20 protein-coding genes are annotated in these 26,861 nt (G+C 35.7%); 3 read left to right on the top strand and 17 right to left on the bottom strand.

The window, feature by feature from the left end; genetic code table 11:
* Nucleotides 1–11 precede the first annotated feature (11 nt).
* The gene (gene porU, locus EG342_RS23320) at nt 12–3,911 is read right to left on the bottom strand and encodes a type IX secretion system sortase PorU (RefSeq protein ID WP_103290406.1); all 3,900 of its coding nucleotides are present in this window, start codon (nt 3,909–3,911) and stop codon (nt 12–14) included.
* 165 nt (nt 3,912–4,076) lie between these two features.
* Here porU and gldJ point away from each other — a divergent pair, with 165 nt between their 5' ends.
* Together gldJ and EG342_RS23310 are read left to right on the top strand one after the other, a co-directional pair.
* Nucleotides 4,077–5,678: a gliding motility lipoprotein GldJ gene (gene gldJ / locus EG342_RS23315; RefSeq protein WP_103290404.1), complete on the top strand. Its 1,602-nt coding sequence runs from the start codon at nt 4,077–4,079 to the stop codon at nt 5,676–5,678.
* A gap of 151 nt (nt 5,679–5,829) precedes the next feature.
* On the top strand, nt 5,830–7,101 hold the full coding sequence (locus tag EG342_RS23310) for a UDP-N-acetylmuramoyl-tripeptide--D-alanyl-D-alanine ligase (RefSeq protein WP_103290401.1): 1,272 nt from the start codon (nt 5,830–5,832) through the stop codon (nt 7,099–7,101).
* Between the two features lie 165 nt (nt 7,102–7,266).
* Here EG342_RS23310 and EG342_RS23305 read toward each other — a convergent pair whose 3' ends face one another.
* Nucleotides 7,267–7,875, bottom strand: coding sequence for an NUDIX hydrolase (locus EG342_RS23305; RefSeq protein WP_103290399.1), 609 nt, complete (start codon nt 7,873–7,875; stop codon nt 7,267–7,269).
* 37 nt (nt 7,876–7,912) lie between these two features.
* Between EG342_RS23305 and EG342_RS23300 the strand changes: the two genes are divergently transcribed.
* Nucleotides 7,913–8,302, top strand: coding sequence for a hypothetical protein (locus EG342_RS23300; RefSeq protein WP_045499550.1), 390 nt, complete (start codon nt 7,913–7,915; stop codon nt 8,300–8,302).
* Nucleotides 8,303–8,573: 271 nt separating this feature from the next.
* Here EG342_RS23300 and EG342_RS23295 read toward each other — a convergent pair whose 3' ends face one another.
* From EG342_RS23295 to mdlD, 15 genes are all read right to left on the bottom strand, one after another.
* Entirely contained in the window at nt 8,574–9,287 is a 714-nt protein-coding gene (locus EG342_RS23295) for a barstar family protein (RefSeq protein WP_103290396.1), read from the bottom strand.
* Nucleotides 9,288–9,764: 477 nt separating this feature from the next.
* Nucleotides 9,765–10,169: a hypothetical protein gene (locus tag EG342_RS23290; protein WP_103290394.1), complete on the bottom strand. Its 405-nt coding sequence runs from the start codon at nt 10,167–10,169 to the stop codon at nt 9,765–9,767.
* A gap of 14 nt (nt 10,170–10,183) precedes the next feature.
* Entirely contained in the window at nt 10,184–10,564 is a 381-nt protein-coding gene (locus EG342_RS23285; RefSeq protein ID WP_103290392.1) for a hypothetical protein, read from the bottom strand.
* Complete coding sequence (locus tag EG342_RS23280) at nt 10,530–11,030, bottom strand: RHS repeat-associated core domain-containing protein (RefSeq protein WP_262696924.1); 501 nt, start codon at nt 11,028–11,030, stop codon at nt 10,530–10,532. Before EG342_RS23280 ends, EG342_RS23285 begins: the two co-directional genes overlap by 35 nt.
* A 63-nt stretch (nt 11,031–11,093) precedes the next feature.
* Complete coding sequence (locus EG342_RS23275) at nt 11,094–11,480, bottom strand: hypothetical protein (RefSeq protein ID WP_103290389.1); 387 nt, start codon at nt 11,478–11,480, stop codon at nt 11,094–11,096.
* Between the two features lie 12 nt (nt 11,481–11,492).
* On the bottom strand, nt 11,493–12,011 hold the full coding sequence (locus EG342_RS23270) for a hypothetical protein (protein ID WP_103290387.1): 519 nt from the start codon (nt 12,009–12,011) through the stop codon (nt 11,493–11,495).
* A gap of 51 nt (nt 12,012–12,062) precedes the next feature.
* The gene (locus tag EG342_RS23265) at nt 12,063–12,566 is read right to left on the bottom strand and encodes an RHS repeat-associated core domain-containing protein (RefSeq protein WP_103290385.1); all 504 of its coding nucleotides are present in this window, start codon (nt 12,564–12,566) and stop codon (nt 12,063–12,065) included.
* A gap of 568 nt (nt 12,567–13,134) precedes the next feature.
* Nucleotides 13,135–13,758 carry an immunity protein Imm33 domain-containing protein gene (locus tag EG342_RS23260; protein WP_103290382.1) on the bottom strand — a complete coding sequence of 208 codons (624 nt, stop codon included), beginning with the start codon at nt 13,756–13,758 and terminating at the stop codon, nt 13,135–13,137.
* A 13-nt stretch (nt 13,759–13,771) separates the two neighbouring features.
* Entirely contained in the window at nt 13,772–17,545 is a 3,774-nt protein-coding gene (locus EG342_RS23255) for a DUF6443 domain-containing protein (protein WP_103290380.1), read from the bottom strand.
* A 4-nt stretch (nt 17,546–17,549) separates the two neighbouring features.
* Nucleotides 17,550–20,393 carry a hypothetical protein gene (locus EG342_RS23250; protein WP_103290376.1) on the bottom strand — a complete coding sequence of 948 codons (2,844 nt, stop codon included), beginning with the start codon at nt 20,391–20,393 and terminating at the stop codon, nt 17,550–17,552.
* Nucleotides 20,394–20,399: 6 nt separating this feature from the next.
* Complete coding sequence (locus tag EG342_RS23245) at nt 20,400–22,052, bottom strand: T9SS type A sorting domain-containing protein (RefSeq protein WP_103290372.1); 1,653 nt, start codon at nt 22,050–22,052, stop codon at nt 20,400–20,402.
* 278 nt (nt 22,053–22,330) lie between these two features.
* Nucleotides 22,331–23,374, bottom strand: a complete 1,044-nt coding sequence (locus tag EG342_RS23240; protein ID WP_103290369.1) for an anhydro-N-acetylmuramic acid kinase — start codon at nt 23,372–23,374, stop codon at nt 22,331–22,333.
* Nucleotides 23,375–23,385: 11 nt separating this feature from the next.
* A complete protein-coding gene (gene lptC, locus EG342_RS23235; protein ID WP_103290366.1) occupies nt 23,386–23,976 on the bottom strand; it encodes an LPS export ABC transporter periplasmic protein LptC in 591 nt (196 codons plus the stop codon).
* 1 nt (nt 23,977) lies between these two features.
* On the bottom strand, nt 23,978–25,282 hold the full coding sequence (locus EG342_RS23230) for a hypothetical protein (RefSeq protein WP_103290363.1): 1,305 nt from the start codon (nt 25,280–25,282) through the stop codon (nt 23,978–23,980).
* A 199-nt stretch (nt 25,283–25,481) separates the two neighbouring features.
* Nucleotides 25,482–26,801: an NAD(P)-dependent benzaldehyde dehydrogenase MdlD gene (gene mdlD, locus EG342_RS23225; protein WP_103290360.1), complete on the bottom strand. Its 1,320-nt coding sequence runs from the start codon at nt 26,799–26,801 to the stop codon at nt 25,482–25,484.
* Between the last annotated feature and the right edge of the window lie 60 nt (nt 26,802–26,861).

The following is a 26,861-nucleotide window of genomic DNA, read 5'->3' as shown; positions in this document are numbered from 1 at the left end:
GTATTGCTCAATTATTTCAAAAGTACCATTTTTTCTACAGCGGTAGCACTTCCTTTGCATTTTTCCTGATTTTGACTTTTTGCAAATATCTTAAAAATATATGTACCTTTTGCTACTGTCGCACCAAAATCATCTCTTCCGTCCCATTCTATTGCCTGACGAGGGGTTCTGAAGCCCTGCAGGAAAGGTTCTGCAACCACCGGTTGGGATAACGTTTTAACCAATCTTCCTGTTATAGTATAGATCTGTACATTTACATCTAAAATATCATCGCAGTTATGTTCAAACTGGATGTAGGTTTTATTGGTGAAAGGATTTGGCCAGTTCAGCGGACGATTAATCGTCAAACGTTGATCGGCTTCATCCTTAACTTCAAAATTTAACGTAGCAGTTGTCGAATTATTGTTTATGTCCCAAACTTTAAATGCCAACTGGTGTTGTCCGATGGCTAAATTTCGGAATGGATAGGACACATTTCCTTTTTGATAGTCGGCAAGACTTGGATTTAAACATCCGTTTCCTTCTCCCGGTGCATAGAAATCATTTAAGACAACCGTGTTGATAATCTGACCATCTAAGTAGGTTGTGATATCATGACCAACTCCAGATCCTGTGGCATTGATTCCCGTATCATCGGTAAGACAAGCCAGAAGCATTGGGTTTTGATTGGTAATTCCACCATCTGCAAAATTGGTGTTATTCATATACAATTTTACCTTTGGCGGCTGGTTATCATTAACCCCGTTAGGATTGATATCACCCACCTGCACAGCCTGGTTGTTGAAAACATCTGTTGATTTGTTATCTGCATATCCTAATATTCTTCCTTCTCCAACAGCATAGTTAATATCTTTAGGAACATAGAATTCTGCAGTGAATACTCCGTTTACGGCTGTTCCTGCTGCTTTTACAATAGCACTTCCTTCTTCAGTGTAATCTAATACAGGAGTGAGAACTCCGTCATTATTCAATGTTTTTTTATTTAATCTCTTATCAAAAATATTGATTGAAACCTTTCCGTTGAATGTATTGTTCAGCGTTCCGTTAGGATTGTTGATGTGTCCTTTAATTTTCACAAAATCCAATCCTCTGATTAATCCGGGTACAGGGGTTTCAATATTATCAATGATTAAAAGTCTTTGAGGTCTGCTTAATTTCATGGCAGGATCTCCAAGTAAATTTACCTTTAAGTGGTTACCGTTTGGTCCTTTTTGTTTTTTAGCTAATAAATGAGCGTATCCTAATGTATTAAAGTCATCATTAGTTAGCTTAAAAATATTCTGGGTATAGGTGTTGGTGAAATCACGTCCGTAATCTACTCCAATCGCTCTGCTGGAAGTAATCATTGCTGCGGCACCTCCTTGCTTTAATTTAATAAACTGTTCTCCGGCAGAATTGGTATCCGGCTCGTCCCATAAGGTGAATTCACAAGTGATAGTAGATACAAACGGGAATCTGCTGTATACATTAGAGAAGTTATTGGAGTTCTGAATTTCTGTACTGGTTAAAACTCTTTCCTGTGCCCAGCCATTGATTCCTCCATGTCCGAAATAAAACAGGTATAAACTGTTTCCGATTGCATTGGAAATAGCCTGATTAACCTGAGGATATCTTTGACCTCCTGAAGTACTTTGGGCAGGGAAGGAGTCCAGATATAATTTTTTGACATTATATTCTTTCAAATCCAGTTGGCCTGGTTTCTCAAATACATTAACCAACGTTTTATTCATCACGGTATGGAAAGGGCCTCCACCTTCCTGGTCATCATCTACTACAAAGTCAAGTCTCATACGCCATTCCCCAAATGGGCTGGATTGTCCTGATAATGAATTATAATAAGCCAGTGTTTTATCAATCATGTTTCCGGCTTCAGTTACATTGGCTGCAGGGATTCTTCCTACCGGTAAATCCGGTAGATTATTTTCAATGATCCCTGCAGTTTGTGGCAGAGTCATCACAATATAATCATCGGTAACAAACGATGCTACATAATCTGATGAATGTTCACCCTGATAACTTGCAACAATATTCGTGTTGTTTGGTATTCTGTTCTTATAATCATATGAACCGTCTCCGAGAATAAATACATATTTAAGTCTGCCGGCCGGAGTATTAAGTTTGGTTACAAAATCTCTTACCGCGGTAAGATCTTTACTTCCGCTTCCAAATTCTTCATAGATTTTATTAACGTCTATGATCTCTACTTTATAATTGTTTTTTGTCTGATGATAATTAGCCAGTCTTTGCGCTTGTCCCATCATTTCGGGCACTGTTAGGATCAGATAATCTATATTCTGTAGAGCAGAAAGGTTCTGATTACCTATTCTTCCTACGAACTGAGGACTGAATGCTGCGTCTGAACGAAACGCTACGAATTCGTTATTGAAATTCTGATCAGCGGCTGTATACGCAAAATTGAAAGAGCCTGCGCCTGCCTTATTTACTTTTCTTTTGGCATTAGTGATATCGGTAACATCCCATACCTGCTCTATATTACCGGCATTAGATATACTGAATCCATAATCATCATTACTTCCACTGACAATAGAATAATCTCTGAAATTCATCTGAGAACCATTGAATGCCAGGTTTTCTTTGTATTGCACTTCGGCATAATCAAAATAGAAGGTTCCGTTTGGATTTTTAGAAATATCAGGATTATAAGTGAATGTAATTTGGTTTCCGGTTATATTCGTAAGTGTTCCATTATAATTTACGGGAACAAAATTATATTCATAGGTTCCACTATTAGATAATATGGTCTGATTGAAAGAAGGAACCTGATTGTTGGCTTTGATTTCAATCGAGTTTTGTTGAGATCTATACGCGACAACCTGTGTCCTGAATCTTACGACATCATTAGCCTGTATTGGTGAGCTGGTCGTAAAAGTCACCTTTTTTTCATTGTTGAAAGGGGTGTCTTCAACCCAGGTTCTTCCGACCTTCAATAGGTTTTTTTGATCGTTATTGACCACCTGGTAGCTATCATATCTTGTAATCATTTGGGCAGGCAGTGTTCCGTCAACCGTTGGAACTCTTTTTCCGGCCCCTTTGTCAAAGTTGATATAATAATATGAAAAGTCTTCATAGATGTTTTTCACACCATTACTTCTGTCCGTTCGCGTATCTCTTCTTTTGAAGCCGTTTCCGTTGCTGCTGTCATAAAGATTATATCCATTGGGACCTTGAGCATAGAACAGGGCATAGTCATTATCATTCCATACGCCATCATCTTCACCAACTACCTGAATAGAATTTTCCTGTAAGGCATCAAATCTCGGATCCTGATTGAATTCGGGAAGCATCACTCCGCCGTTTCCATAAATTCTGAAGTTTTTAGGATTTACAGAAGAAGGGTTGATCCCGTTATCTCTTAAAAATTGTGCTGTGATTTTAAATACTCCTGATTTATCAACTTTTATTTTGTAAAAGTTTCCGCTCGAAAGAGGATTGCCGGTAGTTCCAATTTTGTTGACCCCACCACCGGTATTAATTGATGCGGAAGATTCAGAAACATTGAAAGAAGACAATCTCAGTGTACGTCCTTTTACTGTTTTAAATAAAGCAACGCTGATACTGGCATATCTTTCTCCATCCAGCATATAATAGGAGACATCTGCAATATCATAATCAGGGAGAACACTTTTGTCAAGTTCAAACAAATCCTGGTTAGAAATATTTTCCCATACCAGGTCAGAAATTTTAAGCTGCTTTTCTCCAGTTTTTTGCTGAGTTGCTATAAAAACATTATTTTGGCTGAAAGAAAAACCTTCATTTTTGAAGTTGGGAAGATTTATTTTTGTGTCACCAAAATCTTGAATTTTAGAACCGTTCCATTCAATGGTGTTTCTTTGAGCGTAAAGTGTTGATGCAAAAGCGATTAAGTATAAAAGCGTTATTTTTCGTCTCATGTTTATTATTGAAATTGCTAAATTACAAAATAAATGAAAATTTTAGAATTAAATTGTCATACAATAAAATTAATTTGTTATCGTTTTTCAAAAAAATCAAATCTTTATTTGATTTATTGAATAATTTATTTTTTCTTTGTACTCTTGAAAATATTTATATCGACTATGAAAAAACTAAAGTTGTTTTCATTAATAGCATTAAGTTCTACACTTGCATTAACCAGTTGTGGCGGATCAGGAACCAGCAAAGGTGGCGGTACCAAAAAATTTGTCAGTAAAACGGGTTGGAAACCAAACGAAAAACAGGGTTGGTTTTTTGCAGGGAAGCAACAGAAGCAGAAGGGTTGGCCGGGAATGGTATATGTAGAAGGTGGAACTTTTACAATGGGATTAGTGAAAGATGATGTTATGCACGATTGGAATAACACACCGCGAAGAATGCAGGTGAGTTCATTCTTTGTCGGAGAAACTGAGATTACTAACTACGAATACCGCGAATACCTTACATGGTTGAAGTATGTATTCCCACCAAGTGACCCAAGTTTTAAGGAAATCTATAATGGTGCCTTACCGGATACCTTATTATGGGACAACAAATTAGCTAGAAACGATTATAATGAAACGTACTTACGTTCTCCGGAATTCGATTACTATCCGGTAGTAGGGGTTTCATGGACTCAAGCAAACAGATATTGCGAATGGCTGACAGACAGAGCGAATGAAAAAGCTTTGATGCAGGCTGGTGTAATTGCTAAAGACCTATATATCAACGAATCCAATAACCAGGGAGGAACTGCTTTCAACATGGATAAATTCAAATCGAATGATCCGGAAATGCAAGGATATATTAATGAAAAAAGAATGCAGCAGAAATCTGGTATGAAAACTACAAACCAGAGATTATTATCTGCAAACAGAGCTCCAAATTCTGCAATGGTACAGAAGTTCAGACTTCCTACTGAAGTGGAATGGGAATACGCAGCTCTTGGTATGGCTAAAAACAGAGAATATAATCAATACTTAGGTAAAAAACCTGAAATTGAAAAATTAAGAGGTACGAAAGGAAAAACCAGAGGGATGTTCCTTGAAAACTTCAAAATGGGTAAAGGTGATTATTCTGGTATTGCAGGATGGAAGAATGACGGATCTGCACAAACTTCTGATGTAAGACAATATCCATCTAACGATTTAGGAATCTATGGTATGTATGGTAACGTTGCTGAATGGACAGCGGATGTATACAGACCAATTATTGATGAGGACTTCAACGACTTCAACTATTACAGAGGAAATATGCCTCAGGCAGTAGTGAAAAACGGTGACGGAACTTATAAAATGATCGACGAAGGTACCATTAAGTATGATACTTTAGCTGATGGAAGATTAGTATACAAAGGACTTCCTGGACAATTCGAAAGAGAAACTATCGCTGACTACAGAAATTACAGAGACGGTGACAGACAATCTTCTTTAGAATATTACAGAGCTTCAGATTCTGCTTCATCTTTCGACATGTACAACTCTCCAAGAAAAAGATTTGTTGTAGATGGTACAGGTAGAGTAAAAATGCAAAAAGATTCTAAAGACAGAACTTCAGCAATGTCCAACGACATCAGAGTTGTAAAAGGAGGATCTTGGCAGGATACAGCATATTGGTTGGATCCGGGACAAAGAAGATATAAGAATCAAGGTAAGGCATATGGCTGGATCGGTTTCCGTGTAGCTCAGGATGCAAGAACTAATGATAAGAACAGAACAAGAAGATAATATTTATCAAAAAATACTTATAAAAAAACCTTTCGGATTTCCGGAAGGTTTTTTATTTTTGAACCATGAAATCGCTTGGGTTAAAAAGTCTAAAATACTCATGTAGATTTGGCGATTGCATATGACCTCTTAAAAATATATATATTTCCACATGAATATAGAACAATTTTATCCTTTGTTTTTACAGGCTGACAGAGTTACCATTGATAGCAGAAAAATAGCCCGAAATGATTTGTTTTTTGCTTTTTCGGGTGAAAACTTTAATGCTGCCACTTTAGCAGAAAAAGCCATAGATGATGGCGTTCTGGCAGTAATTGTTGAGCAGTCTGAATTTGAAAATAAAGATAAAAATATTTTCTATGTTCCATCCACGCTTGAGTTTTTGCAGCAACTGGCAATGTATCACAGAGACCAGCTGAGCATTCCGATTATCGGGCTTACGGGAAGCAATGGGAAGACGACGACAAAAGAGTTGATTCATGCGGTGCTTTCAGAAAAATTTAATGTTCAGTATACTTCAGGAAATTTGAATAATCATATCGGTGTTCCGCTGACGATTCTTTCCATTAAACCTGAACATGAAATGGCTGTGATAGAAATGGGAGCCAATCACCAGAAAGAAATCGAATTTCTGTGCACGATCTCAAGACCAGACTTCGGATATATTACCAATTTTGGAAAGGCACATCTGGAAGGGTTTGGCGGTTTTGAAGGAGTGATTAAAGGAAAATCTGAATTGTATGATTATCTTAAAATCAACCACCGAACCATTATTGTTAATGAAAATGATCCTATCCAGGCTGAAAAGACCGAAAACTATTCACCGAAAATTAGTTTTGGAAAAGAAGGAGCAGATTATAATTTTGAACCTTTTTCAGAGGAGCATTTTGTTGGTTTAATGTATAACGGTGTAAAAGCCGTTTCAAAACTGACTGGAGAATACAACTTTACTAACCTTTGTGCAGCCGCAAGCCTGGGACTTCATTTCGGGATCGGTTTTGAAAAGATAAAACATGCGATAGAGCAGTATACACCGACAAACATGCGTTCACAAGTCGTGAAAAAAGGCGACAGAACGTTGGTGCTGGATACTTATAATGCCAATCCGAGTTCGATGATCGCTTCATTGAATAACTTTGTCACTTTTGAAGGCAGTAAAACGATTATTATCGGCGATATGCTGGAATTGGGTGTTGAAAGTGAGAAAGAGCACCAGAGCATCTTAAAATTGGCTCAGGAGCTAAGTTTTGACCAGATTATTACAGTAGGGAAACATTTTAAAGCAGTGAATCTTTCAAACCTTGCTTTTGAAAATACAGCAGCATTGACAGAATACCTGAAACAACATGCAATTTCGTCTGAAAATATATTGTTAAAAGGATCGAGAGGGGTCGCTCTGGAAAAAATAATAGACTTTATCTAGTTTTTAATAAAGTAAGGAAACTGGGAGCCGGAAGAGGGGAGTTCTTGAAGGTGAATGAAGAGTTGTTCTCTTTTTTCAACTTCAAGAATTTTCATTTTTAAATGACTGATGTAGACAGCCGGGTATAGCCTCCAGCTTTATTCTTCCAGTTTCCCACTTCAATAATTATTTCTTAGAATTCCAGAATTCTTTGACAATAAGTTTTATATTTTTGAATGTGCTTGGAAAAACTTCATTCTCTATTTGTGAAATATCTTTCCAGGCTACTTCGGTAATTCCTTCTTCTATCTGAGGTTTAGATGTGTCTTCTCCATCGAAGAACATTTCAAACCAATGGGTGCACTTTAAAATCTTTTCACCATTCCTCTCTACATAAATATGGTAGGTAGTATTGATGAATTCTACCAGCTCAACCTCTTTCAGTCCGGTTTCTTCTTCAATTTCACGAACTGCAGATTCTTCTCTGGATTCTCCTTTTTCCATCTTACCCTTAGGAAGATCCCATTTTCCCAATCGTTTAATGAAAAGTGTTTTTCCTTCAGGATTATTGACAATGCCACCGGCAGCTTCTATGATTCTGAAGAGCTTTTGAAACTCCTGCCAGATCTCATCAATATTCTCACCAAAAACATTAAGTTCCTGCACAGAAGTATTCTCTAAAAGATCCAATGCCATCTCTAAAGTGGTATAATTTTCATACCCAATTTTTTTTTCGAGTTCTTCTGGATGCTTAGATATTAATAATTTTTTTTCGTTGACAAAAACTTTATACATTTGTAAATAGTTAAGAATTTAAATACAAAAATAAAAAATGAATTTAGAAGGACGAAAAATTATTGTCAATAAATCATCTAAAGAGTTATCTGAGTTGTTGAAGACCCCTGAAAATTATAAAGATTTTATGCCGGACGGTCTTCAGAAATTTGAAACCAGAGATAATGGTTTTAAGTTCGGATTACAGGGAATGCCTGAAATTGCTTTGAAAATAGATGAGGTAGACGATCAGAAAGCTGTTTTGAAATCTGCAAGTTCAAGTTTAGATTTCTCCTTAACGGCGACTTTAAACCCTATCAATGAAAACCAGACAGAGGTTCAGATGTTGTTTGAAGGAAAATTCAACCCATTCATCAAAATGATGGTAGAAAAGCCTCTACAGAACTTTATCAATACGCTTACCGATAAGATCGAAGCTTATAAATAATAAAAGCCATTGCAATCGCAATGGCTTTTGCTTTATGTTTGTTTCAGGTTTACCTATGATATGTGATTGGCTTCAATCATAGCAATCTTATGTAAACTATTTTCAGAATATTTTGTTTTGAAATTTTCACAAATTGTGGATTAAGAAATTTAACGTCATCTCTTTTGAGTACTATTTTATCAAAATCTTTCTTGCCAATGAGTTTTATATATTTTGTTGACAATAATGTCTTTTTCTTGTGATAAAAATTTTATTTTCGTGTAAAGAAAAATTATTTTGAGTTTATAATTTCAAAACTGCTCTTGGCAAATTCTTGGTAAAAGTCATCAAACAAAATATTCTTTGAAAAGTATTTTTCAAAACTCTTATATCCTTTTATCTTTAAAATCGGCATTTTTTCTCTTCTCCCCATCGATTCATTAATACTATATAAACAATCTATAAAGGAATTTATTTCAGTTCCAAAATATCCATATGAATTGAAAAAAGCTTTTCCAATTTCATAATAGACATCCAAATCGGTTCTGACTTTTGACAAGTCAATTTCTATAACCGGATTCATATTATCCATTGTTTCTCTAACTCCATTCAATAGGCAACATCCTCTTAGGTAATAATACTTTTGCTTATCATTTAATTCATACCATCTTATTTTTTCCCTTTTGTCAGTAAGAAGTTTAAAATTATCTATATATCCCTGATTATATATCCATAAAGGATCGTCAAGAACTCCTATAAAAACAATTTCTCTGTTTTTAATTAAAATATCCGAGACATTAAAATAATAATCGTTTTTAAAAGTTTCAAGACCTGTAAATGAAACTCTAATAATTATATCCTGCTTAGAGATTTTTCCGAATTGAAGATTAATAGACTTAATATCATCTCTTTTAATAATTATTTTGTCAAAATCTTTTTTACGAATGAGTTTTATATACTTCGTTGTCAATGACGCTTTTTCTTCTGATAAAAATTTTATTTCCATTTTACTGCTGAACTTGTTGGTATTTGTATAATTTTAGTATAATCATGACTAAAAACTAATCCCCAACTTCCATTTGGATGTTGAATAATTCTGCTTCCATTTAATGTAGTCCTGGGTCTGTCTTTTATTTTCCATTCTAAAGCTCCGGCCCACTTAGTATTATTTCTTACCGTTCCTTGTATTCCATTTCTTATTAGAATTGTTAATTCCGTTTCCTCCGGTATGATTTAATCCAAACGGATAATAGTTATTGGTATCGGTAATTTCAAGAGCGCCTGCGCTGTTTCTGGCGAAACTTACCCGTACTGAGCTGCGTTCGCAGCCTTCGTAAAAGCTTCTCTCTTACTTATCTGTCCAAATGGTCTTTGTACTAATAAATATAGATTTTTTTTAGTAAAAGCTACTGCACTGCAGTGGCTTTTACTTTTATTCAAGGACACGAGCGAGACACTCGTGTGAGTGGGGAGACAATTCTTTCTAATTACTTTGAAATATTATTTCATCATGATTTAAATTTAAATTATAGTCAAAAATCCTGTCTTGATTTATCCATGAATTTTTACCTATTAAAAGTCCTCCGGCAATAACGTAATATTTCCTGCCTACTGATTCTAATTCAAAAATTTTCATATTATATTTTAATAAATCTTTATCAATTTCCATAGATAAATGATCTTCTGGTATTTCTTTAATAATAATATTATCAATAGAAGTGGGTATATTCATATAATTTACGGCCCAAAACTCAAGATCAATATTATAACAATTATCTTTTGTATAGTCATCTTGATCAGGATATTTCCTTTCACTACGTATCAATAAAGACGAATGACTTACAATATAACCCCATATTTTAAATTTTCTATTTGAACAAAATATCATAAACTTTATTTTTTTTAATAAAATGGTGAATAACTGTGTAATATCTGATAACTACCATCAGTAGCTTTTCTATAAAAAATTGTTTTTTCTAATAAGGCAGGATTATTCATAATAGTATGCATCTCCCAATTCGTATAGTTTCTATATGTAAGAGGAGCTGTTGGATCAAATCTTGAAAAATTTATTTTTCCAAACCCCGTTGTATTAAAATGTATTTTATTGTAACTATTCATAGCGTCTAATATCTTACTTTGATTAAATCCTACAGAAAAATCTCTGTACGTATGAAATGAATTTTTTTCTGCGAAATTGAACAAATCATCACCTAAGCCTAATGCCAGATTCTTTTCTGTTTGGATTTCAGCATTTACAAGCCCTGGTTTCTTCACTACCATTGCTTGTCCGCCAGCTTAGAGATCCATTTTGAATTGTTGCGTCTCCTGTTTTCCCATTTCCAAATGCAGTCATTATATCTGCATATGCCTGAGTCTGTCCAAATGGAGTATAATTACTGCCACCACCTTCGCCCAGTCCTGTACCTAAATAGTTGGTAGCTTGTTTGGGTTTAGTAGATGATCCCAGAAAACCATAAGTCTGTCCAGAAGTATCAACAATATGCCCTGAATCATCTATCCACCTCCCATCAGGATCAGTTAGGGAAACAGGATTATTTGCTACATAGGCATAAGGGCTTATAGAAGAATAACTTTCCGCCAGTTGATCTAAGCCATTCCATCTTCCAAGATCGGACATATACTGCCGCCAGCCGTAGTCATGCATCCACGTTTCCTGAATTTCTTTGCCATTGTACTTATAGCTGTAGAAACTTCCGAAACCTGAATTGCTGAACGAATTTGAAATATGGTTTAGGCCAAGGGGATTTTACTGATATTTTATTACCAACATTATTAGAATTGTCAAAAATTAATAGTAATCATATTTTATTGCAAATATCCAGAACATAATGCATAGGAATACAAAGATTAACACAATGTTTCTTGATTCTTTAACAGTTTTTTTATTTGCATAAAAAGCATTAATCTTTTCTGTCAAATCATCATCACCTATTAACCAAGAATCAAAATATAAGTGACCATAGGCAACACCTATTAATATTAAATACATCCATTTCCCAATTTCAAATTTATTTCCCAAGAAAATAACTAAGGGGAAAACCAGTAATAAAAAAAGTACAAAACCTAAAGTGGCAGAAGAATAAAAATTTTTATTTTTATGTGTTTTATAATAAATATGTGTTTGCAAATAACACTCATAGTAAGCGTACAAATACGCATTTTTAATTTTATTCATAAAGTTTTTACATTAATTCTCAAGGTTTAAATAATCATAATGATTGCTACCTCTATTCATAGCTCCCCATGTCCATATATTCCAATAATTTACGTCAGTATTATCAATGCCCAAAGATATAGCAGGACCTACATATGGTATATATCCAGAAGCAAAACTTGCAATACCTCTTGATATATATCCTGGATGGTGAGATTCTCTGAATTGTTCAAATGAAATCAACAATCCCAATCTTGCAACTCCTTTTACAACTTTAGTATTATTCAAAGCATTGATAGTTTTTACATTTTTCAAAAACTTTGCACCTGAAATATATTTGTTCCCATTCAAATAGCCATTACTCCTATATAAGTTGTAAGTTCTGAAAATATTAGATGTTTTTATCATTTTGCCTGCATCTACGAGGTCATTTGATACTTGAGCAGTAGTTCCTAAAGTTAATCCAATTCCATTTGTGGTATAAGATTGAACTGTACTTGCATTATTTAATAAACCCCAATAATCATTGTTATTATTAGATAACATCATCATATTAAATTGGCCAACACCTTTAATCCCTGTATTAGGATCATTATAATCTGTCTACCATTTTAAAGTACCATTTTGGTTCACCAATTCTGCTGTTCCTCCATTTTTAAAAGCAGTCATTATATCAGAATATGCCTGAGTCTGTCCAAATGGAGTATAATTACTGCCACCACCTTCTCCCAGTCCTGTACCTAAATAGTTGGTAGCTTGTTGGGGTTTAGTAGATGATCCCAGAAAACCATAAGTCTGTCCGGAAGTATCAACAATATGCCCTGAATCATCTATCCACCTCTCATCAGGATCAGTTAGGGAAACAGGATTATTTGCTACATAGGCATAAGGGCTTAAAGAAGAATAACTTTCCGCCAGTTGATCTAAGCCATTCCATCTTCCAAGATCAGGCATATATTGCCTCCATCCATAATCAAAGAGTCCGGTTTCCTGAAGCTCCTTCCCATTGTACTTATAGGAATAAAGTCCACCAAACTTAGAATTGTTAATTCCGTTTCCTCCGGTATGATTTAATCCAAATGGGTAATAGTTATTGGTATCGGTAATTTCAGGAGTTCCTGCGCTGTTTCTGGCGAAACTTACCCGTACTGAACTGCGTTCGCAGCCTTCGTAAAAGCTTTTCTTTTACTTGTGTGTCCAAATGGTCTTTATAATGGTAAATATAACGGTTTATTATAGTAAAACCACCGCAATGCAGTGGTCTTTACTTTTCTTTAAAGAGCACGAATTAAACGCTCGTTCCAGCAGGATGACATTCAATTCTAAACGTTCTCTCTCATTATTTCACTTTATTAGCATCATTAATTATATAGTTATAAGGGAGTTTGGTTAAATCTTCATCATTCATTGATTGCTTTTTACTTCGTTTGACTCTTCAATAACATCCAAAAAATAATAGAAATCGAACAAATTTGTGTATTTAATTACATTGTTAGAGTATTCATAATTTCCTTCTGTATTTTCAATTTCAAAAAAAACTAATTCACTATCAATTTTTAAAGGTTGTTTCAGATAGATTTCAACTACTTCAGATTCATTATCGAAGGATCGAATTTGGCAAGATTCGTCATAAACTCCAATATAGTTGATTTTTATAACATTTTAATATCATAGTTTAATCCTTTGAAACACTAATTTTTTCATTTTTCATTAAGAATCTATATCCAAAAGGTAGTGCTAAATATCCCAAAATATCAGGACGTGCAAATGCAACATGATGATAATGAACCGTTGTTAAAGATTCGATATTATCATCGTAATCATCAGTAATTAACCACCATCCTGACATATTTTCAGGTGATTCATACCTAATCGCCTCTATATCTTTTCCTTCGTAAACTCCTTTAGAAATAACAACCATTTGATTGAAATTGGGAAATTGAGTAGGCAATCCAAAATGTGCACATATTTCCGACTGATTTCTAATAATTAAAATTGCAGTATCACAACCTTTATTGAATTCACTTCCATCAGAATTTATTTCATATATATCATAGAAATTTTCATCTAATCGAAACTGCAATAGCCACGAGTAATATGCAATATTCTCTTTATCAGAAATTACTGGTCTATTCTCAATAATATAATCAACAATAAATTTTATAACACTTAAATAATCATCTTGATCATTGATACCCTTAATTATTCTTATTTCCTTACCTATGTAAGACGTTAACCCTTTGGTTTTAATATAAACATTGTCATTTATGTTTATTTCAATTTCTTTATATATTATCATAATTGTAATTATATTAATTACTTATCTTTGGTAAAATACCTTGTTTTTTCATTCCTCCAATAATCCCACCTTGACTTGAGCTGCAAAACCTACAATGAGGGTAAAAGGTTTGAGGCCATCCACTTGGGATTAAAGCATTTGCAGGTTGATGATCTAAAATAAAATTACCTGATTTAGTCCCTGGACTTGTTTGTCCACATGTGTGGCAACCCAAACTATATCCCTGTTCATTAATAATTTTTCTTTCATCAACAGTAAAATTTCTACTTTTTCCATTTTTTGCTACAAGCCCTTCACCTGCGAAAGGTCCGGCATTTAATGTTCCATTTTTAGCTACTGCATTTTTTGAAATTGCTTTTGCTTCCTCTTTAAGAATACTTTTTTCTACAGCTAATAGTTTTAAAGCATCATCACCATTCTTTGTCAAAACTAACAGTGGTAATGCCGCAAGTTTCATCCCGGAATTATCCGAACCTGAAATCGCCATTCCTATTCCCTCAAAAAAACCAAAAGGATCACCAGGTCCTCCCATATATTTTATAGGACCATCAAAACAATGTCCACAAGTCCTTCTTTTCCAATCAAGATTACTTTGGGCATTCCATTCCTTCATGTAGGCATTTACATGATTACGCAGTTGCAATCCAAAAAGAAGACTACTGGTTCCAGACAATACAACCTCAGGAAGCTCAATTACTCCATCACTACCATTGCTTGTCCGCCAGCTTAGAGATCCATTTTGAATTGTTGCGTCTCCTGTTTTCCCATTTCCAAATGCAGTCATTATATCTGCATATGCCTGAGTCTGTCCAAATGGAGTATAATTACTGCCACCACCTTCTCCCAGTCCTGTACCTAAATAGTTGGTAGCTTGTTTGGGTTTAGTAGATGATCCCAGAAAACCATAAGTCTGTCCGGAAGTATCGACAATATGCCCTGAATCATCTATCCACCTCCCATCAGGATCAGTTAGGGAAACAGGATTATTTGCTACATAAGCATAGGGCGATGTAGAATGATAACTTTCCGCCAGTTGATCTAAGCCATTCCATCTTCCAAGATCAGGCATATATTGCCTCCATCCATAATCAAAGAGCCCGGTTTCCTGAAGCTCCTTCCCATTGTACTTATAGGAATAAAGTCCACCAAACTTAGAATTGTTAATTCCGTTTCCTCCGGTATGATTTAATCCAAACGGATAATAGTTATTGGTATCGGTAATTTCAGGAGCTCCTGCGCTGTTTTTTGCAAAACTTACCCTGGTATTTCCAAGGTGGTCGTTGTACTGGTAAATATAACGGTTTTCTGTGAAACTGTAAAAGCCTTGCGCTGTAGATACAAAATCTAATTTCCAGGTAGGAATACCGGGTATTACAGGTCCCAGACCAGCCTTATAGGCCTGTTCTTCATAAGCAGATTCTGTTCTACAGGTTAGACAAACACTTCCTTTATCCACATAATTATATTGGAAGCCATCCAGGTAATCCGTCATTCGGGTTGTCCCCGAACCTCTTGGAGGAGAACTAAAATAAGTCTTTCGAAGCTTTTCTCCATCGGCACTATACAGGTAGCTGATAGAGGTTGTTGTAAACTGACCGGTTGAATTGGTCTGTTTTATCCAGAATTCATTGGATAAATTCAGGTAATTATAGGCAATAGACTGAATATTCTTATCCAGCATATTGGTCATATTGCCATTCAGATCATAGGAAACAGGATTGTTTCCTCCTTCATAGCCTGTATCATTTAATGCATTTTCCAAAACCTTATCCAATCGGTTACCTGTATATTGGTATACCAGATCATCTACCAGTGTAGCGGTATTACCGGTTACCGGAAAAGCATTTCTTTTAAGGGTTTTGATATTTCCATTCAGATCATAGGTAAGGTTTTCGTTATAGTAATTATTAAATGGATTTGCTGAATTAGGTTCTGAATAAATGGCATTCTGTAACCTTCCTGTAGTATCATAGGAGTAATCATATCGTTTTAACACATCTTCTGATGCATTTTTCCAATCCACTTCTGTAATAGTCCCATTGAATTTACCAGGAGCGACATTAGGATTAACAGGACTGGCATACTTTATTGCATAGCCGAACAATTTTCCATTCAGATCAGAAGGATCATTGATTTTTGTCAGCCAGCCTCTGATATTATAGGTATAATCAATGCTCTGCAATGGCTGAGTGATATTGGTACCACCTACTTTTTTATTTTTTAGCTGAGAAAGCTCATTGTACTCATTCTGAGACAGAATTTCCTCAGGATTGTTATCCACCTGATGCTTGTGAAGCAGTAATCTGTTTTGGGCATCGTAGGTAAAAGTCTGGGTGATTACTTTTTCAACATCAGATTCCAGTCTTTTATGGTAGGTTTTGCTTTGCTTTGCCATGCCGGCAAAATCCAGGGCTGTTTCCGTCCTGGTATAGCCACCCAGATGGTTAGTGGAATGTCCACCTATAACCCGGCCTTTAAAATCATAGTAAATATAACTTTTTGTCCAGTTATCATCCTCAATGTTTTTGGTCAGGCTGATCACAGGAAGGCCCTTGGTACTCATCCCATTCTTTGGAGTGTCCTTGAGAACTTCTTCGCCTTGTATAGATTGAGGAACCACAGGCGAAAAGCTATATCCGGGATAGGTATCATAATAGTTTAAGGATAACAGCGTAACCCAGGTGGGAGACTTAGGATAGGTAAGGTCAGAACTACCATAATAGACATCCATACCCTGTCTGTTAAAAAATACAGAGTTTCCCCGGTCTACATTATTACTACCAAAAGTATTAGCTTCAGTTTGCTCTTGTGATCTTGTTCCTCCGGTATTTATCCCTGTATAAGCAATTCTTCCAAATTTATCATATTTGGTATACAGCCATTGTCCTTTTTCTTTCAGATTAGCATCCTGAGTTGCCACCAATCGGTTCTGTTTATCATACACCATATACTCCCAGTCTTTACCGGGTAGCTTTTTTTCTACCAACCTTCCCCAGTTATCATAGCGGTATTGATAGCACAGATTGTCCAGCGTTGAGGTGTTTATAGCTGCCTGAACAGCTAATGGAGGGAGTGTATATACGAGTTGCCCATATTCATTGTATATATAGTAAGTATCAATACTTTCTGTTCCTGTATTTTTCCTTACCAATATGGTCTGGCCTTTTTTATCCTTAAATACTTCAGATTTATTTCCATCTTCATCAACTATAGAGCTTTTATACAGGGTTCCCGGAGAATAGTTTCCGGATTGAGATAAGCTGCTTTCCGTTCGGCCTTCTGTCCAACTCGTTGAAATATTATATTTTTTAACCTCCCCGGCTGTATTGACATCATATCCAAAAGCAGTTGATTTTGCACTCCAATCATTTCCGGGAAGTAGTTGCTGTTGAATTCTCTTTAAAGGTGAGTTTTCAACTACATTTTCAGAGTAGATTTTTTCGGAACCGTATACATCTGTTTTGTTGTTCAAATGGGTGGGATAAATATTTCCGGACTGCGTTCCTTTTTGTGGTATCGGAAAGTAATCCTTAGTACGTCTTCCTAAATCATCATATTCAAAAAAGGAGACTATATCCTTCCCTGTGGGTGAGGCTTTTACAGCCACCTCCTGCATGGAGCGTCCAAGACCATCAAAATATGTAACGGTCTGAACCTGTTTTATTGAAGTATTCGTTGTCGCGGTAGGCTCAAGATAAACCCGGTTCTGTATATAATTTTCGGTGTTAGTCTGTGCCTGAAAAATACTGGTTACAAATAACAGTGACGATATTATTATTTTCTTCATCTGCTTAATTTTTATAGTTGTATTTGTATTCTTTTAAAATCATTCCTTTCATATCTAGGATCTGTATAAGCCTATTTTGGGAATCATATTTATAAATTTCCCGTATCCCGGTTGTTGGAGTGACTGTAGTTGCCCCAATTAGAGGATCATAAGTATATGTAGTGATCTGAAAGTCTTTTAATTGGCTATTGTTTCTAAAATCATCCAACGCAGCCAGAAGCTCTGATTCCTTAGAAGGATCCGCAGCATCTGAATCAGAAGCATTTACAATAGTTGCCATTAAACTTGATACCTGGGCATACGTTGCTCCTTCTATCTTCGCAATAGGAAGTTTTTTATTATAGCCAAATACTGTTGCTGTCACCATACCATCAGCGCCTGTATACTGAAGGATGTTTCCTTTTTCATCATACAGGTCTATCGTAGCTGTTTTTACTGCTGTATTTCCAATATTAGAAGAGATAATGGAAGTCGGCCTGGTAGAAGAAGAATTATTATATTGAGTCTCACTACGGGAGACCAGATTTCCATTTAATTTTCCCTCAACAACAACCGGAATATTCAGGATATGCGCATTGGAAAGGTTTGTATATCCCGTTTCAGGATAGGTAAATATTTTTTCCTCAATATTTCCCTCAATATTTTTTCTCGTTATTTTAGGTTGAAAATTAAAGCTTGTATATTCTGTTTCAGAGTTATCCGTTAAGGTTTTTCCATTTTCAAAATAAGATGTCGAAGTATTTACTGCTTTTTTTAACCATCCCAATTTTGAATAGACCCCACTACGAATTAAATAATCTGCAGCACCAGGAATTACATCAAAGGTATAATCAATCTTTTCAGATACTAGAAGTTTATTCTGATCGTTATAAACTTCTTTTTTATCCAATAACCCGCCATTGGTAATAGCATAATAGGGCCAGAATTTATCATTAACCCCGCCTCCTGTATATGGAATCTGAGGAAAATCATCCGGAGTCTGATAATAATATTTTATATATCCGTTGTTATCCTGGGAACTGCTCACCTTAACATTTTTATAAAGTGTGTAATATTCGGCGCGTTCATCTACTTCGGGATAGTACATATATCCGGATGATGAATTACTATCAGTGAAATTACTGTATTCATATTTTATAGTACTTACCGGTACAGACTCTAATCTACTTTTGTAGTGCTTGATGTTACCAATTCTTACACCTGCTCCGTAAGCGATATCTTTAAAAGGCAGGGGAAGATGTTCCAATTTCATAATATTAGCCATTCCTCTGCCTCCGGAACCTGTTATCTGGAGGGTGTAGGTTCCGGGCGAAAGGTCAAACTCTCTTGTGAACGTATTAGGTCCGCATGTAGCTCCATAAATTTGCCCACCTGCACCTTGTATAAAATAGTCTACATAAGTTGGCGTATTGGTATCCCAATATAAGGGCGGAGGAAATAATACATCTGTTCCAAAGGCTATAAATATTTTTCTTGTTTTAGGACCTGTAACGGTAAAATTATAGCTGGTAGATTGTTTGGTATTGTATACAATATCAAGAACTGAATCCAGGTATTGAACTTCAGGATCACTATAGCGATCCCCATACAGAATTGTATCCAGATAAGTACTGCTGGAGTGATCAAAATAAACTTGATGAGGCTCAAAATTATATTCAACAACTCCACCTGAAGGATTAATGATTCTTTTGAGGATTCCTATATTTTGAGGTCTGACATAAGTGGAATAATTGTAACATAAACTGTTTAAATCTATACCCGAAAGAGGTGGCGTCGGAACAGGAACATCTGCATATTCAAATTCCGTGGTTTCTGTAACAATGGAATTTTTATCAAGCTTTTTAACTTTTTTAAGGGACCTTTTAGATGTTCCATTCATAAACGGATCGCCATGAGAATAAGCATAACTTAATAATGAATACTCAAAGCTGTAACCTGAAATCAGATGGCTGTAATTATCCTTTAGCGTTATCTTATCCACCTGATAGGGATCATTCATCGTTCTCTCCATACTAGGATCATACACATAACTAATTTCGAGTTTCCCTACTCCTGGAGAGGAGATGGTCTTTAGCTTACAGATTTCGTAGGAGATTGTTGAGCTTCCTGTTTTATACCTGGTATCTTTTTGGTAGGAAAAATTAGCAACTTCACCATTATTGGAATCCTTTATTTGCGTTAAATAAAATGCGGATTTGTATACTTTACCACCAAGGGTAAAGTCATCCTGATTCTTATTACTTCTGCTAAAATCATTAAAAATATATTGTATCCCTTTTTCATCAATAATGGTAAATGATTGTACAATAAGAGTTGCAGTATTGTTTTCAGCGATATATGTTATCTTAACTTTATTTGAAGTAAGATTGATTAATTCAAAAGTATTATTGTCAATATTTCTTTTAAACCGGAACTTTCCTGATATTCCGGGAAGATTATAATAATAAATATCATCAAATGTATTCTTTATATACTTAGAATAATTTACGTCATCATATGCTTCATCAATCCCCGCAACAATACTTCTGGAAATAACACTCCCTGCAAATAAAGACCATCCAGTTCCTGTTTGGCTGGCTGGTTCATATTCGGAAACATTCATTGGATTATAGGAAAGTCCTATGCTCAGGTTGACATCTCCATTGTATGTTGGTAACTGTAATAACGGAATAGAAATACCGGGAATTCCTGATGCATTAGACATTGGAGAATTGACATAGGTGGATAAGGATGAAACGGAAGGCACCGGTTTAGGGAAATCCCCAAAACTAATTTCGCTTGCTTGCCCATATAATAAAGTGGTGGCAATGGTAATTCCCACCCATACTATTTTATTTAATATTCTCATTGTTATTTATTTTTTAATCAGCTTAGCATTCGCCGTTTTATCACTATCCGTTTTTATCACCACCAGATAAGCTCCCTGCACCAAAGCCTGCGTATTAATCTTAGTCACCTTATTCTTTGTTTTCAAGCTCTGAAGCTGTCTCCCACTCATGTCATACAATAAAATATCCGCTTCTTTAAAATCAAAACTGATTTCTACATACGCATAATCCGAAACAGGATTTGGATAAATCTTGATGTCATATTTCGGGATCAGCTGGTCAACTTGTTTGTCGCCCAGTTTTATAATCTTCCAGTTTTCTTTTCCTAATTCTTTGGCACTCGTTCCGGCTAATATAATCGAACCATCTTTGTTTAATTTCAGGTCCGAAAGTCTTTCTTCTTTTTGTCTCGATTCTCCGCTCACATGCTTTCTCCACTGCTCATTGCCGTTTCCATCCAGGTAAAGCATCCAAAACGTTTCATCATCTTTTTCTATCTTAAGCGTAGACGAAGGGCTTCCTTCCGCCTGAGTGTAACCACCCAACAAAATTCCTTTTGAAGATTGATCATCAGACGAATGAATAACGTTCATTCCCATTAGAATATCTCTTTTTCCAAAATTGTAAGATTTCTGCCATTGCTCATCACCTCTTTCATTCAAAGAGATTAACCACAGATCGGTTCCATCTTCAATACCTACTGATTTATTTCCCGATCTTTCCGATCTGGATTCTCCACCGATAATGAAACCGTTTGATGTTAAGGCTAAAGTTCTGATGTGATCATCACCTTTGCCACCAAAGTTCTTTTCCCATTCAACTTTACCGTTTTTATCCAGTTTTACGATCCAATAGTCACCTTCACCAAAATTGCCGCTGGCTTTTGGCATATGGCTGGTAGCTATTGAGGTCGATTTTGTACCAGACTGCTCTTTATTACTCATTACTGATTGCTGATTGCTAATAGCAGTGCTTCGGGAATAAATTCCCAGTAAAGCTCCTCCGTCTTTAGTAGGAATCATTTTTTCCACTTCGTCTAAACCTCTTCCTCCTAAAATAAGCTGAGAAAGTTCTTTCCCGTCTTTGTCAAGCCTGGTAACCAAAACATCTTTTGAACCATACCCTTTCAATTTAGAATCCTGAGCGGAGACGAAGGATCCGGCAATAAAAAATCCCAAATCCGTGGTTTGAATAACTGCCCGGGCCTCTTCATCCGAAGAGCTTCCCAACGTTTTTTGCCACAGTTCATCACCAAACTCATTGATTCTGATCAGCCAGATATCAGATCCTCCTTTCGAATCCTCTTTTTTATCGAGTCCCTTTCCTGAATAAGAAGTTCCGGCAAGCAGGAACCCACCATCCTGAGTGGTCACTGTAGCTGATAAATAGTCATGGTTTGATCCTGAGAAATACTTTTCCCAAACCTGTTCTCCTTGTTGGTTGAGCTTTACCAGATGAAAATCATAACCGTTATTGAGCCGCTGGCTGCTGGCATTTGACGATTGGCTTTTTGACTGGATACTACTTCCTGTAATAAGGTATTGTTGATCAATAGTTGTAGTCACCTGGCTTAAGAAATCCTGGGTAGAGGATTTGATGTCTTTTTGCCAAATTACGTCCTGAGAATATAGCACTGAAGTAGCACATAAGAATAATGCACCCGTATAGAGCTTTTTCATGGCTGTGTTGTTTGTTTATTAATTTTTTATTTCTTTTTCTGAGATCGCTAAGATATTACTTTTTATACCTCCCTTTGTTGAGAATTTTATACGTAGTTTAAAGTAGTATTGCAAAATTAATATGACAAAGCGACAGAAGGTGTCGCATTATATATGACAGACCGTTTTTCCGAAATAAAAACGTGTTGTTTATGAAAATGAAAGGGTAGAGGTCCATGATTATCCTTACTATTTCATTGACAGAAGTAGCAGGTTATTGGTAGAATTTAATGGTTTAATTAAGCGATCACTCCGGAGCAATGATCAGAAGTACTTCCTGTAGCGGATGAAAGAACATTTATTTCATTATTCATCTTTAAAACACCCATAAAAGCGAAGATCAATGCTTCTTTGTATTCGATGGTCTCTTTTTTGGGGATGATAATTTCAGATGTTGTCTTTGCTCTTATGGATTCAACTAAAAAAGAGTTGTAAGCACCACCACCGGTAAAAAGTATATCTTTGATCTCATTCTCATTGATAACTTTCGAAATCTGTTGAGCAATATGCTCCGTAAAAGTGGCTAGTGAATCTAAAGGATCTGTATTTTCAAGGATTGGAAATACAAGTTGATTACACCATTCAATACCCAACGATTTAGGGTGAGGATGGTGATAGAAATCCAGAGCATTGAGTTGTTTTAATACTATTTCATTGAGTTGACCTTTTCTAGCCATCTCACCGTTTTCGTCAAAGGTTTTATTCAGCTGCTGAGACAATCTATTCAATACAATATTAACAGGAGAAATGTCAAAAGCAATTCTTTGATTGCCGGATTGTAAAGAAATATTAGAAAATCCGCCCAGATTAAGGCAGGCATGATATTCAGAAAAAAGAAGCTGATCACCTATAGGTACAAGAGGAGCGCCATTTCCCTCCATCAGCACATCCTGGCTCCTGAAATCATAAATAACAGGTAAACCGGTTTCTAATTTAATAGCCCTTCCATCACCTATTTGTAGCGTAAATTTTCTTTTCGGTTGATGGAAAACAGTATGGCCATGAGAGGCAATCAGATCAATATTCTTAAGCTGATGCTTTTCGATAAATTGTTGAACTTGCTGTCCAAGATAAAAACCATATTCAGAATGAAGTTCCAGCAGTTCATCTGCTGACAGATAAATAGAATTTTTAAGCTTATTTTCCCAATCAACAGAATAGGGCAGGGTTTCTGCTTTCAGGATCTGAAATGTCCATTTATCCTGCTTTTCAAACTCAGCAAGGCAAATATCCAAACCGTCTAAGCTTGTACCGGACATCAATCCTATAGCCAGAGTTTTCATGATGATGGAATTTATTTTTTGTTTTCAGAAATTCTTTTCGAACTGAAGTCTCCTGAATTGTTGTAAAAAGTATATTCGGAAAAGTCGTCTTTGGCAGTCATCCCATTGGCTCCTACCAGAGTAGAACCGTCTTCCATCGTTACATAAACCGTATCTTTTGTATAGATCCTGTTTTTTCTTTGATCCCAATAGACGCTTTGCATGGCAAACTTCTGCCCTTCGTTGGTAGTAATCCTTACATCGCCTTTTGCCTCATAAAACTTTTTGTAATCGTAAAATTTAGCATATTTAGCTTTAATGGTTCCGGGTACCTTAGGTTTTTTCTTGTCAAAAAACTCAATGTTGATTCCTTTTCTTGCTATCGTATATGCACTGTCTATAAGTTCATATTTTTCTATAATAGGAGCTTTGGCTTTCAGGGTTACAAAGCCGGAATCACGCTGCACGATATAGGCATTATTAATAATCTGTGAAGGAAAGTTTTTACTTTGGCTTCCATTTCTTTTCGTAAGATCTTCTTCACAGGATGTCAATATAAAAAATATAGCACAACTAAAAAGGCATGCTATATTTTTATATGATATTTTTTTTGAAAATTTCATTCTAGTTATAAAGAGCTTTTCTGAACCACTTATCAGCAAAGTTGAAACCAATTTTAAAGTTAATGAAATTTTGGTTGATTAGATTGTTTTGAAGCGTTCCTCTCTTACCAAGCTCTATTCCAAGTTCAAGACCACTCATTCTTGTAATACTGCTGTTTTTGAAAGGAAGCATTACCCCTGCGGTAATACCAAATTTATTGATGCTTTTACCATTTGGATCAAGTTGTCCGTCTCCGTTGATGGAAAGATTTCCTCTTTCATAGAAAGCCCCATATCGGTAGATTACTCTTGAAAAATAGCTTCTGAAGTTATTATAGTTTGGCAAGTACCATCCTCCGGCAGAAACTCTGTAGCTGTCCTGGAATTGTCTTGTCTGGCCAAAATAAGTAATCGTTTCTCCTTTTTTATAATCAACCTGACCGGAAACAAACCAGTGGTTTTCACTTCCATATCCAACCCCTAAGGATGCCTGTAATGGAAGAAGGTTTTTAGAGCTTGTGCTCTTTTCCTCAAGGATACTTTGGTCTACTTTATTTCCTGCTGTATCAGTATATCTGTAAGTACTATTGGTATAATCAGTAGTCATATTACTGCTGTTCCCAAAAGTAGCAGTTGCTCCTATTGTTAATTTCTTATCCGTACGGGTATTCAATTTCTGATAACTGGTACCTAAGGTGAAATTAAAGTTTCTTACCCTGTTTTTCATCTCATAACCATTGATGTACTCTGAATTTGAAGTACGGAATTCATTAAGGTCATACAAATCTCCAAAATAAAGATTAGCTCTCGCTCCTACAGCGAATTCCTGATTGATCTTATAGGATACAGCAACCTGTGCAGTATTTAAAGTACCACTTCCGTTGAATCTATTCTCATAAAGAGTCCCGTCATCTAATTTTTTTTCAGTGACAATATCATAAGCTTTAGAACTGTAAGGCTGATATGATAGTCCCATTTTCACTTTTGAAGAAATAGGGAATGCCAAAGCAATATTAGAAAGATACGTAGAATGCTTTGTAGATTTCATATCGTTATAATTCGATTTGAAATAATTGTTTTCGTTGGTAGCTTCCAGCTTAATGCTTGTCAGTTCGAAGTTGGTGTTATTTGCGGGGTTCGCAAAATTAAAACTGCTGGTAAAGTCACTTATAAAAGCCGTTGATATCCCTCCCATGGAAGCAGTTTCGATCGTATTATCATATTTTACATCTCCAATTCCGTATGTTGCATATGGTGAGTTGCTTAAACTCTGTGCATTTAGAAAATATCCAACTGATATGAATGATACTACAAAGATTTTTTTCATTCTTTATTTTTAAAACAATGCGCAAATATCTTAAATATTAATGAATTGTAAAAATTATATGTGGTTAAAGTTTGTTAAGGCCTTATTTTTGGAGGAAAAATGCAATTATTCCTGATAAAAAATGTAATTAAATGAAGATAAAAAAGGACCGTTCTATTGCTAAAAAACGGCCTTATATCTTTTTATATAGAAGAAAAAATTAAATTACCTGCAGTACAGATCTGCTATGGCTGAAATTCTCAAAACTGAATTTCCCATGATATTTTCCCATTCCCGAAGTTCCAACACCTCCAAAAGGTAAATAATGAGAACCTACATGGATGATGGCACTGTTGATTTCCGCATCACCACTGGTTGTCCGGTTAAGAACATCCTGTGCAAATTCCTGGTTTTCTGTGAAAACATACAAAGCAAGAGGTTTCGGACGGTTATTGATCTCCTCCAAAGCTTCATTGATGTCACTGTATGCCATAACCGGAAGGATAGGTCCGAAAATTTCCTGTTGCATCACCTTGTCATCCCAATTTACCTGATCCATTAATGTCGCTTCAAAATGTCTCGTTTCAGGATCATAGCGCCCGCCATAAACTATTTTTTCCGGGGCAGCTTCCAGGTAGCCGGCAAGATTTTTAATCTGTTGTTTGTTAACAATTTTACCTATTTTTCCTAAGGACCCGTCCGGGTAACTTTCCTTTAAATAGGCTTTAAATTTTTTAATAAAATCCTCCTTTACCGATTCATGGACATAAATATAATCAGGAGCTACGCAGGTTTGCCCGCAGTTGATCCATTTTCCGTAGGATATTCTTGCCACCGCCTTATCTAAGTCTGCATCCGAATGAACAATGGTAGGTGATTTTCCGCCGAGCTCAAGCGTTAAAGGAATCAATTGTTCTGCTGCGGCTTTCATTACTATTTTTCCGACATTCGGACTTCCCGTAAAGAATATATAATCAAAAGGAAGGCTCAAAAGCAATGTGTTTTCCTCAATGGCCCCTTGAACAACAGCTACATAAGATTCATCGAAAGACTCTTTTACAATATTTTCAAGAACCTGTGCAACATGAGGTGTATTTTCTGAAGGTTTAATAATTGCAGTATTTCCGGCAATTAAAGCACCGATAAGAGGACTGAAGGTCAGTTGTACAGGATAATTAAAAGGTCCGATGATATAATTGACGCCATACGGTTCATACATTATCTTACTTACTACTTTTGCTCCGGAAGGATGAGGTTTTGATTCTACCGGTGTCGGAACAGCCCAGGCATCGATATTTTCTAATAAATAATCCAGCTCACTGAGCACAATCTGGATTTCCACATATTCAGCTTCTTTTCTGCTTTTCCCCAAATCAATATCCAATGCCTCACAAAGAGCATCTGTATAATTGACAAATACTGTACGGAAATGTCTCAGTTGCGCCTTACGGAATTCAATATCTTTTGTTTGATTGGTTTTGAAGAAAGCCTTTTGTTTCTGGAAAATATATCTTATTTTTTGTTCGGATTCTTTATTCATTATTGCTTGTTATTTTGTGATTAAATATTTTAGAGACTAATACAACAATTTCCCTAAAAA

This window comes from Chryseobacterium lactis (assembly GCF_003815875.1).
Taxonomy (GTDB): domain Bacteria; phylum Bacteroidota; class Bacteroidia; order Flavobacteriales; family Weeksellaceae; genus Chryseobacterium; species Chryseobacterium lactis.
This window is presented reverse-complemented; position numbering and strand designations above follow the sequence as displayed.

Coding starts and splice junctions, on each gene's coding strand:
- gldJ (WP_103290404.1), top strand. CDS start 4,077: ATGAAAAAACTAAAGTTGTTTTCATTAATAGCATTAAGTTCTACACTT.
- EG342_RS23290 (WP_103290394.1), bottom strand. CDS start 10,169: ATGATATTTTGTTCAAATAGAAAATTTAAAATATGGGGTTATATTGTA.
- EG342_RS23240 (WP_103290369.1), bottom strand. CDS start 23,374: ATGAAAACTCTGGCTATAGGATTGATGTCCGGTACAAGCTTAGACGGT.
- EG342_RS23270 (WP_103290387.1), bottom strand. CDS start 12,011: ATGATGATGTTATCTAATAATAACAATGATTATTGGGGTTTATTAAAT.
- porU (WP_103290406.1), bottom strand. CDS start 3,911: ATGAGACGAAAAATAACGCTTTTATACTTAATCGCTTTTGCATCAACA.
- EG342_RS23300 (WP_045499550.1), top strand. CDS start 7,913: ATGAATTTAGAAGGACGAAAAATTATTGTCAATAAATCATCTAAAGAG.
- EG342_RS23275 (WP_103290389.1), bottom strand. CDS start 11,480: ATGAATAAAATTAAAAATGCGTATTTGTACGCTTACTATGAGTGTTAT.
- EG342_RS23230 (WP_103290363.1), bottom strand. CDS start 25,282: ATGAAAAAAATCTTTGTAGTATCATTCATATCAGTTGGATATTTTCTA.
- EG342_RS23285 (WP_103290392.1), bottom strand. CDS start 10,564: ATGGTAGTGAAGAAACCAGGGCTTGTAAATGCTGAAATCCAAACAGAA.
- EG342_RS23245 (WP_103290372.1), bottom strand. CDS start 22,052: ATGAAAAAGCTCTATACGGGTGCATTATTCTTATGTGCTACTTCAGTG.
- mdlD (WP_103290360.1), bottom strand. CDS start 26,801: ATGAATAAAGAATCCGAACAAAAAATAAGATATATTTTCCAGAAACAA.
- EG342_RS23310 (WP_103290401.1), top strand. CDS start 5,830: ATGAATATAGAACAATTTTATCCTTTGTTTTTACAGGCTGACAGAGTT.
- lptC (WP_103290366.1), bottom strand. CDS start 23,976: ATGAAATTTTCAAAAAAAATATCATATAAAAATATAGCATGCCTTTTT.
- EG342_RS23250 (WP_103290376.1), bottom strand. CDS start 20,393: ATGAGAATATTAAATAAAATAGTATGGGTGGGAATTACCATTGCCACC.
- EG342_RS23305 (WP_103290399.1), bottom strand. CDS start 7,875: ATGTATAAAGTTTTTGTCAACGAAAAAAAATTATTAATATCTAAGCAT.
- EG342_RS23255 (WP_103290380.1), bottom strand. CDS start 17,545: ATGAAGAAAATAATAATATCGTCACTGTTATTTGTAACCAGTATTTTT.
- EG342_RS23295 (WP_103290396.1), bottom strand. CDS start 9,287: ATGGAAATAAAATTTTTATCAGAAGAAAAAGCGTCATTGACAACGAAG.
- EG342_RS23260 (WP_103290382.1), bottom strand. CDS start 13,758: ATGATAATATATAAAGAAATTGAAATAAACATAAATGACAATGTTTAT.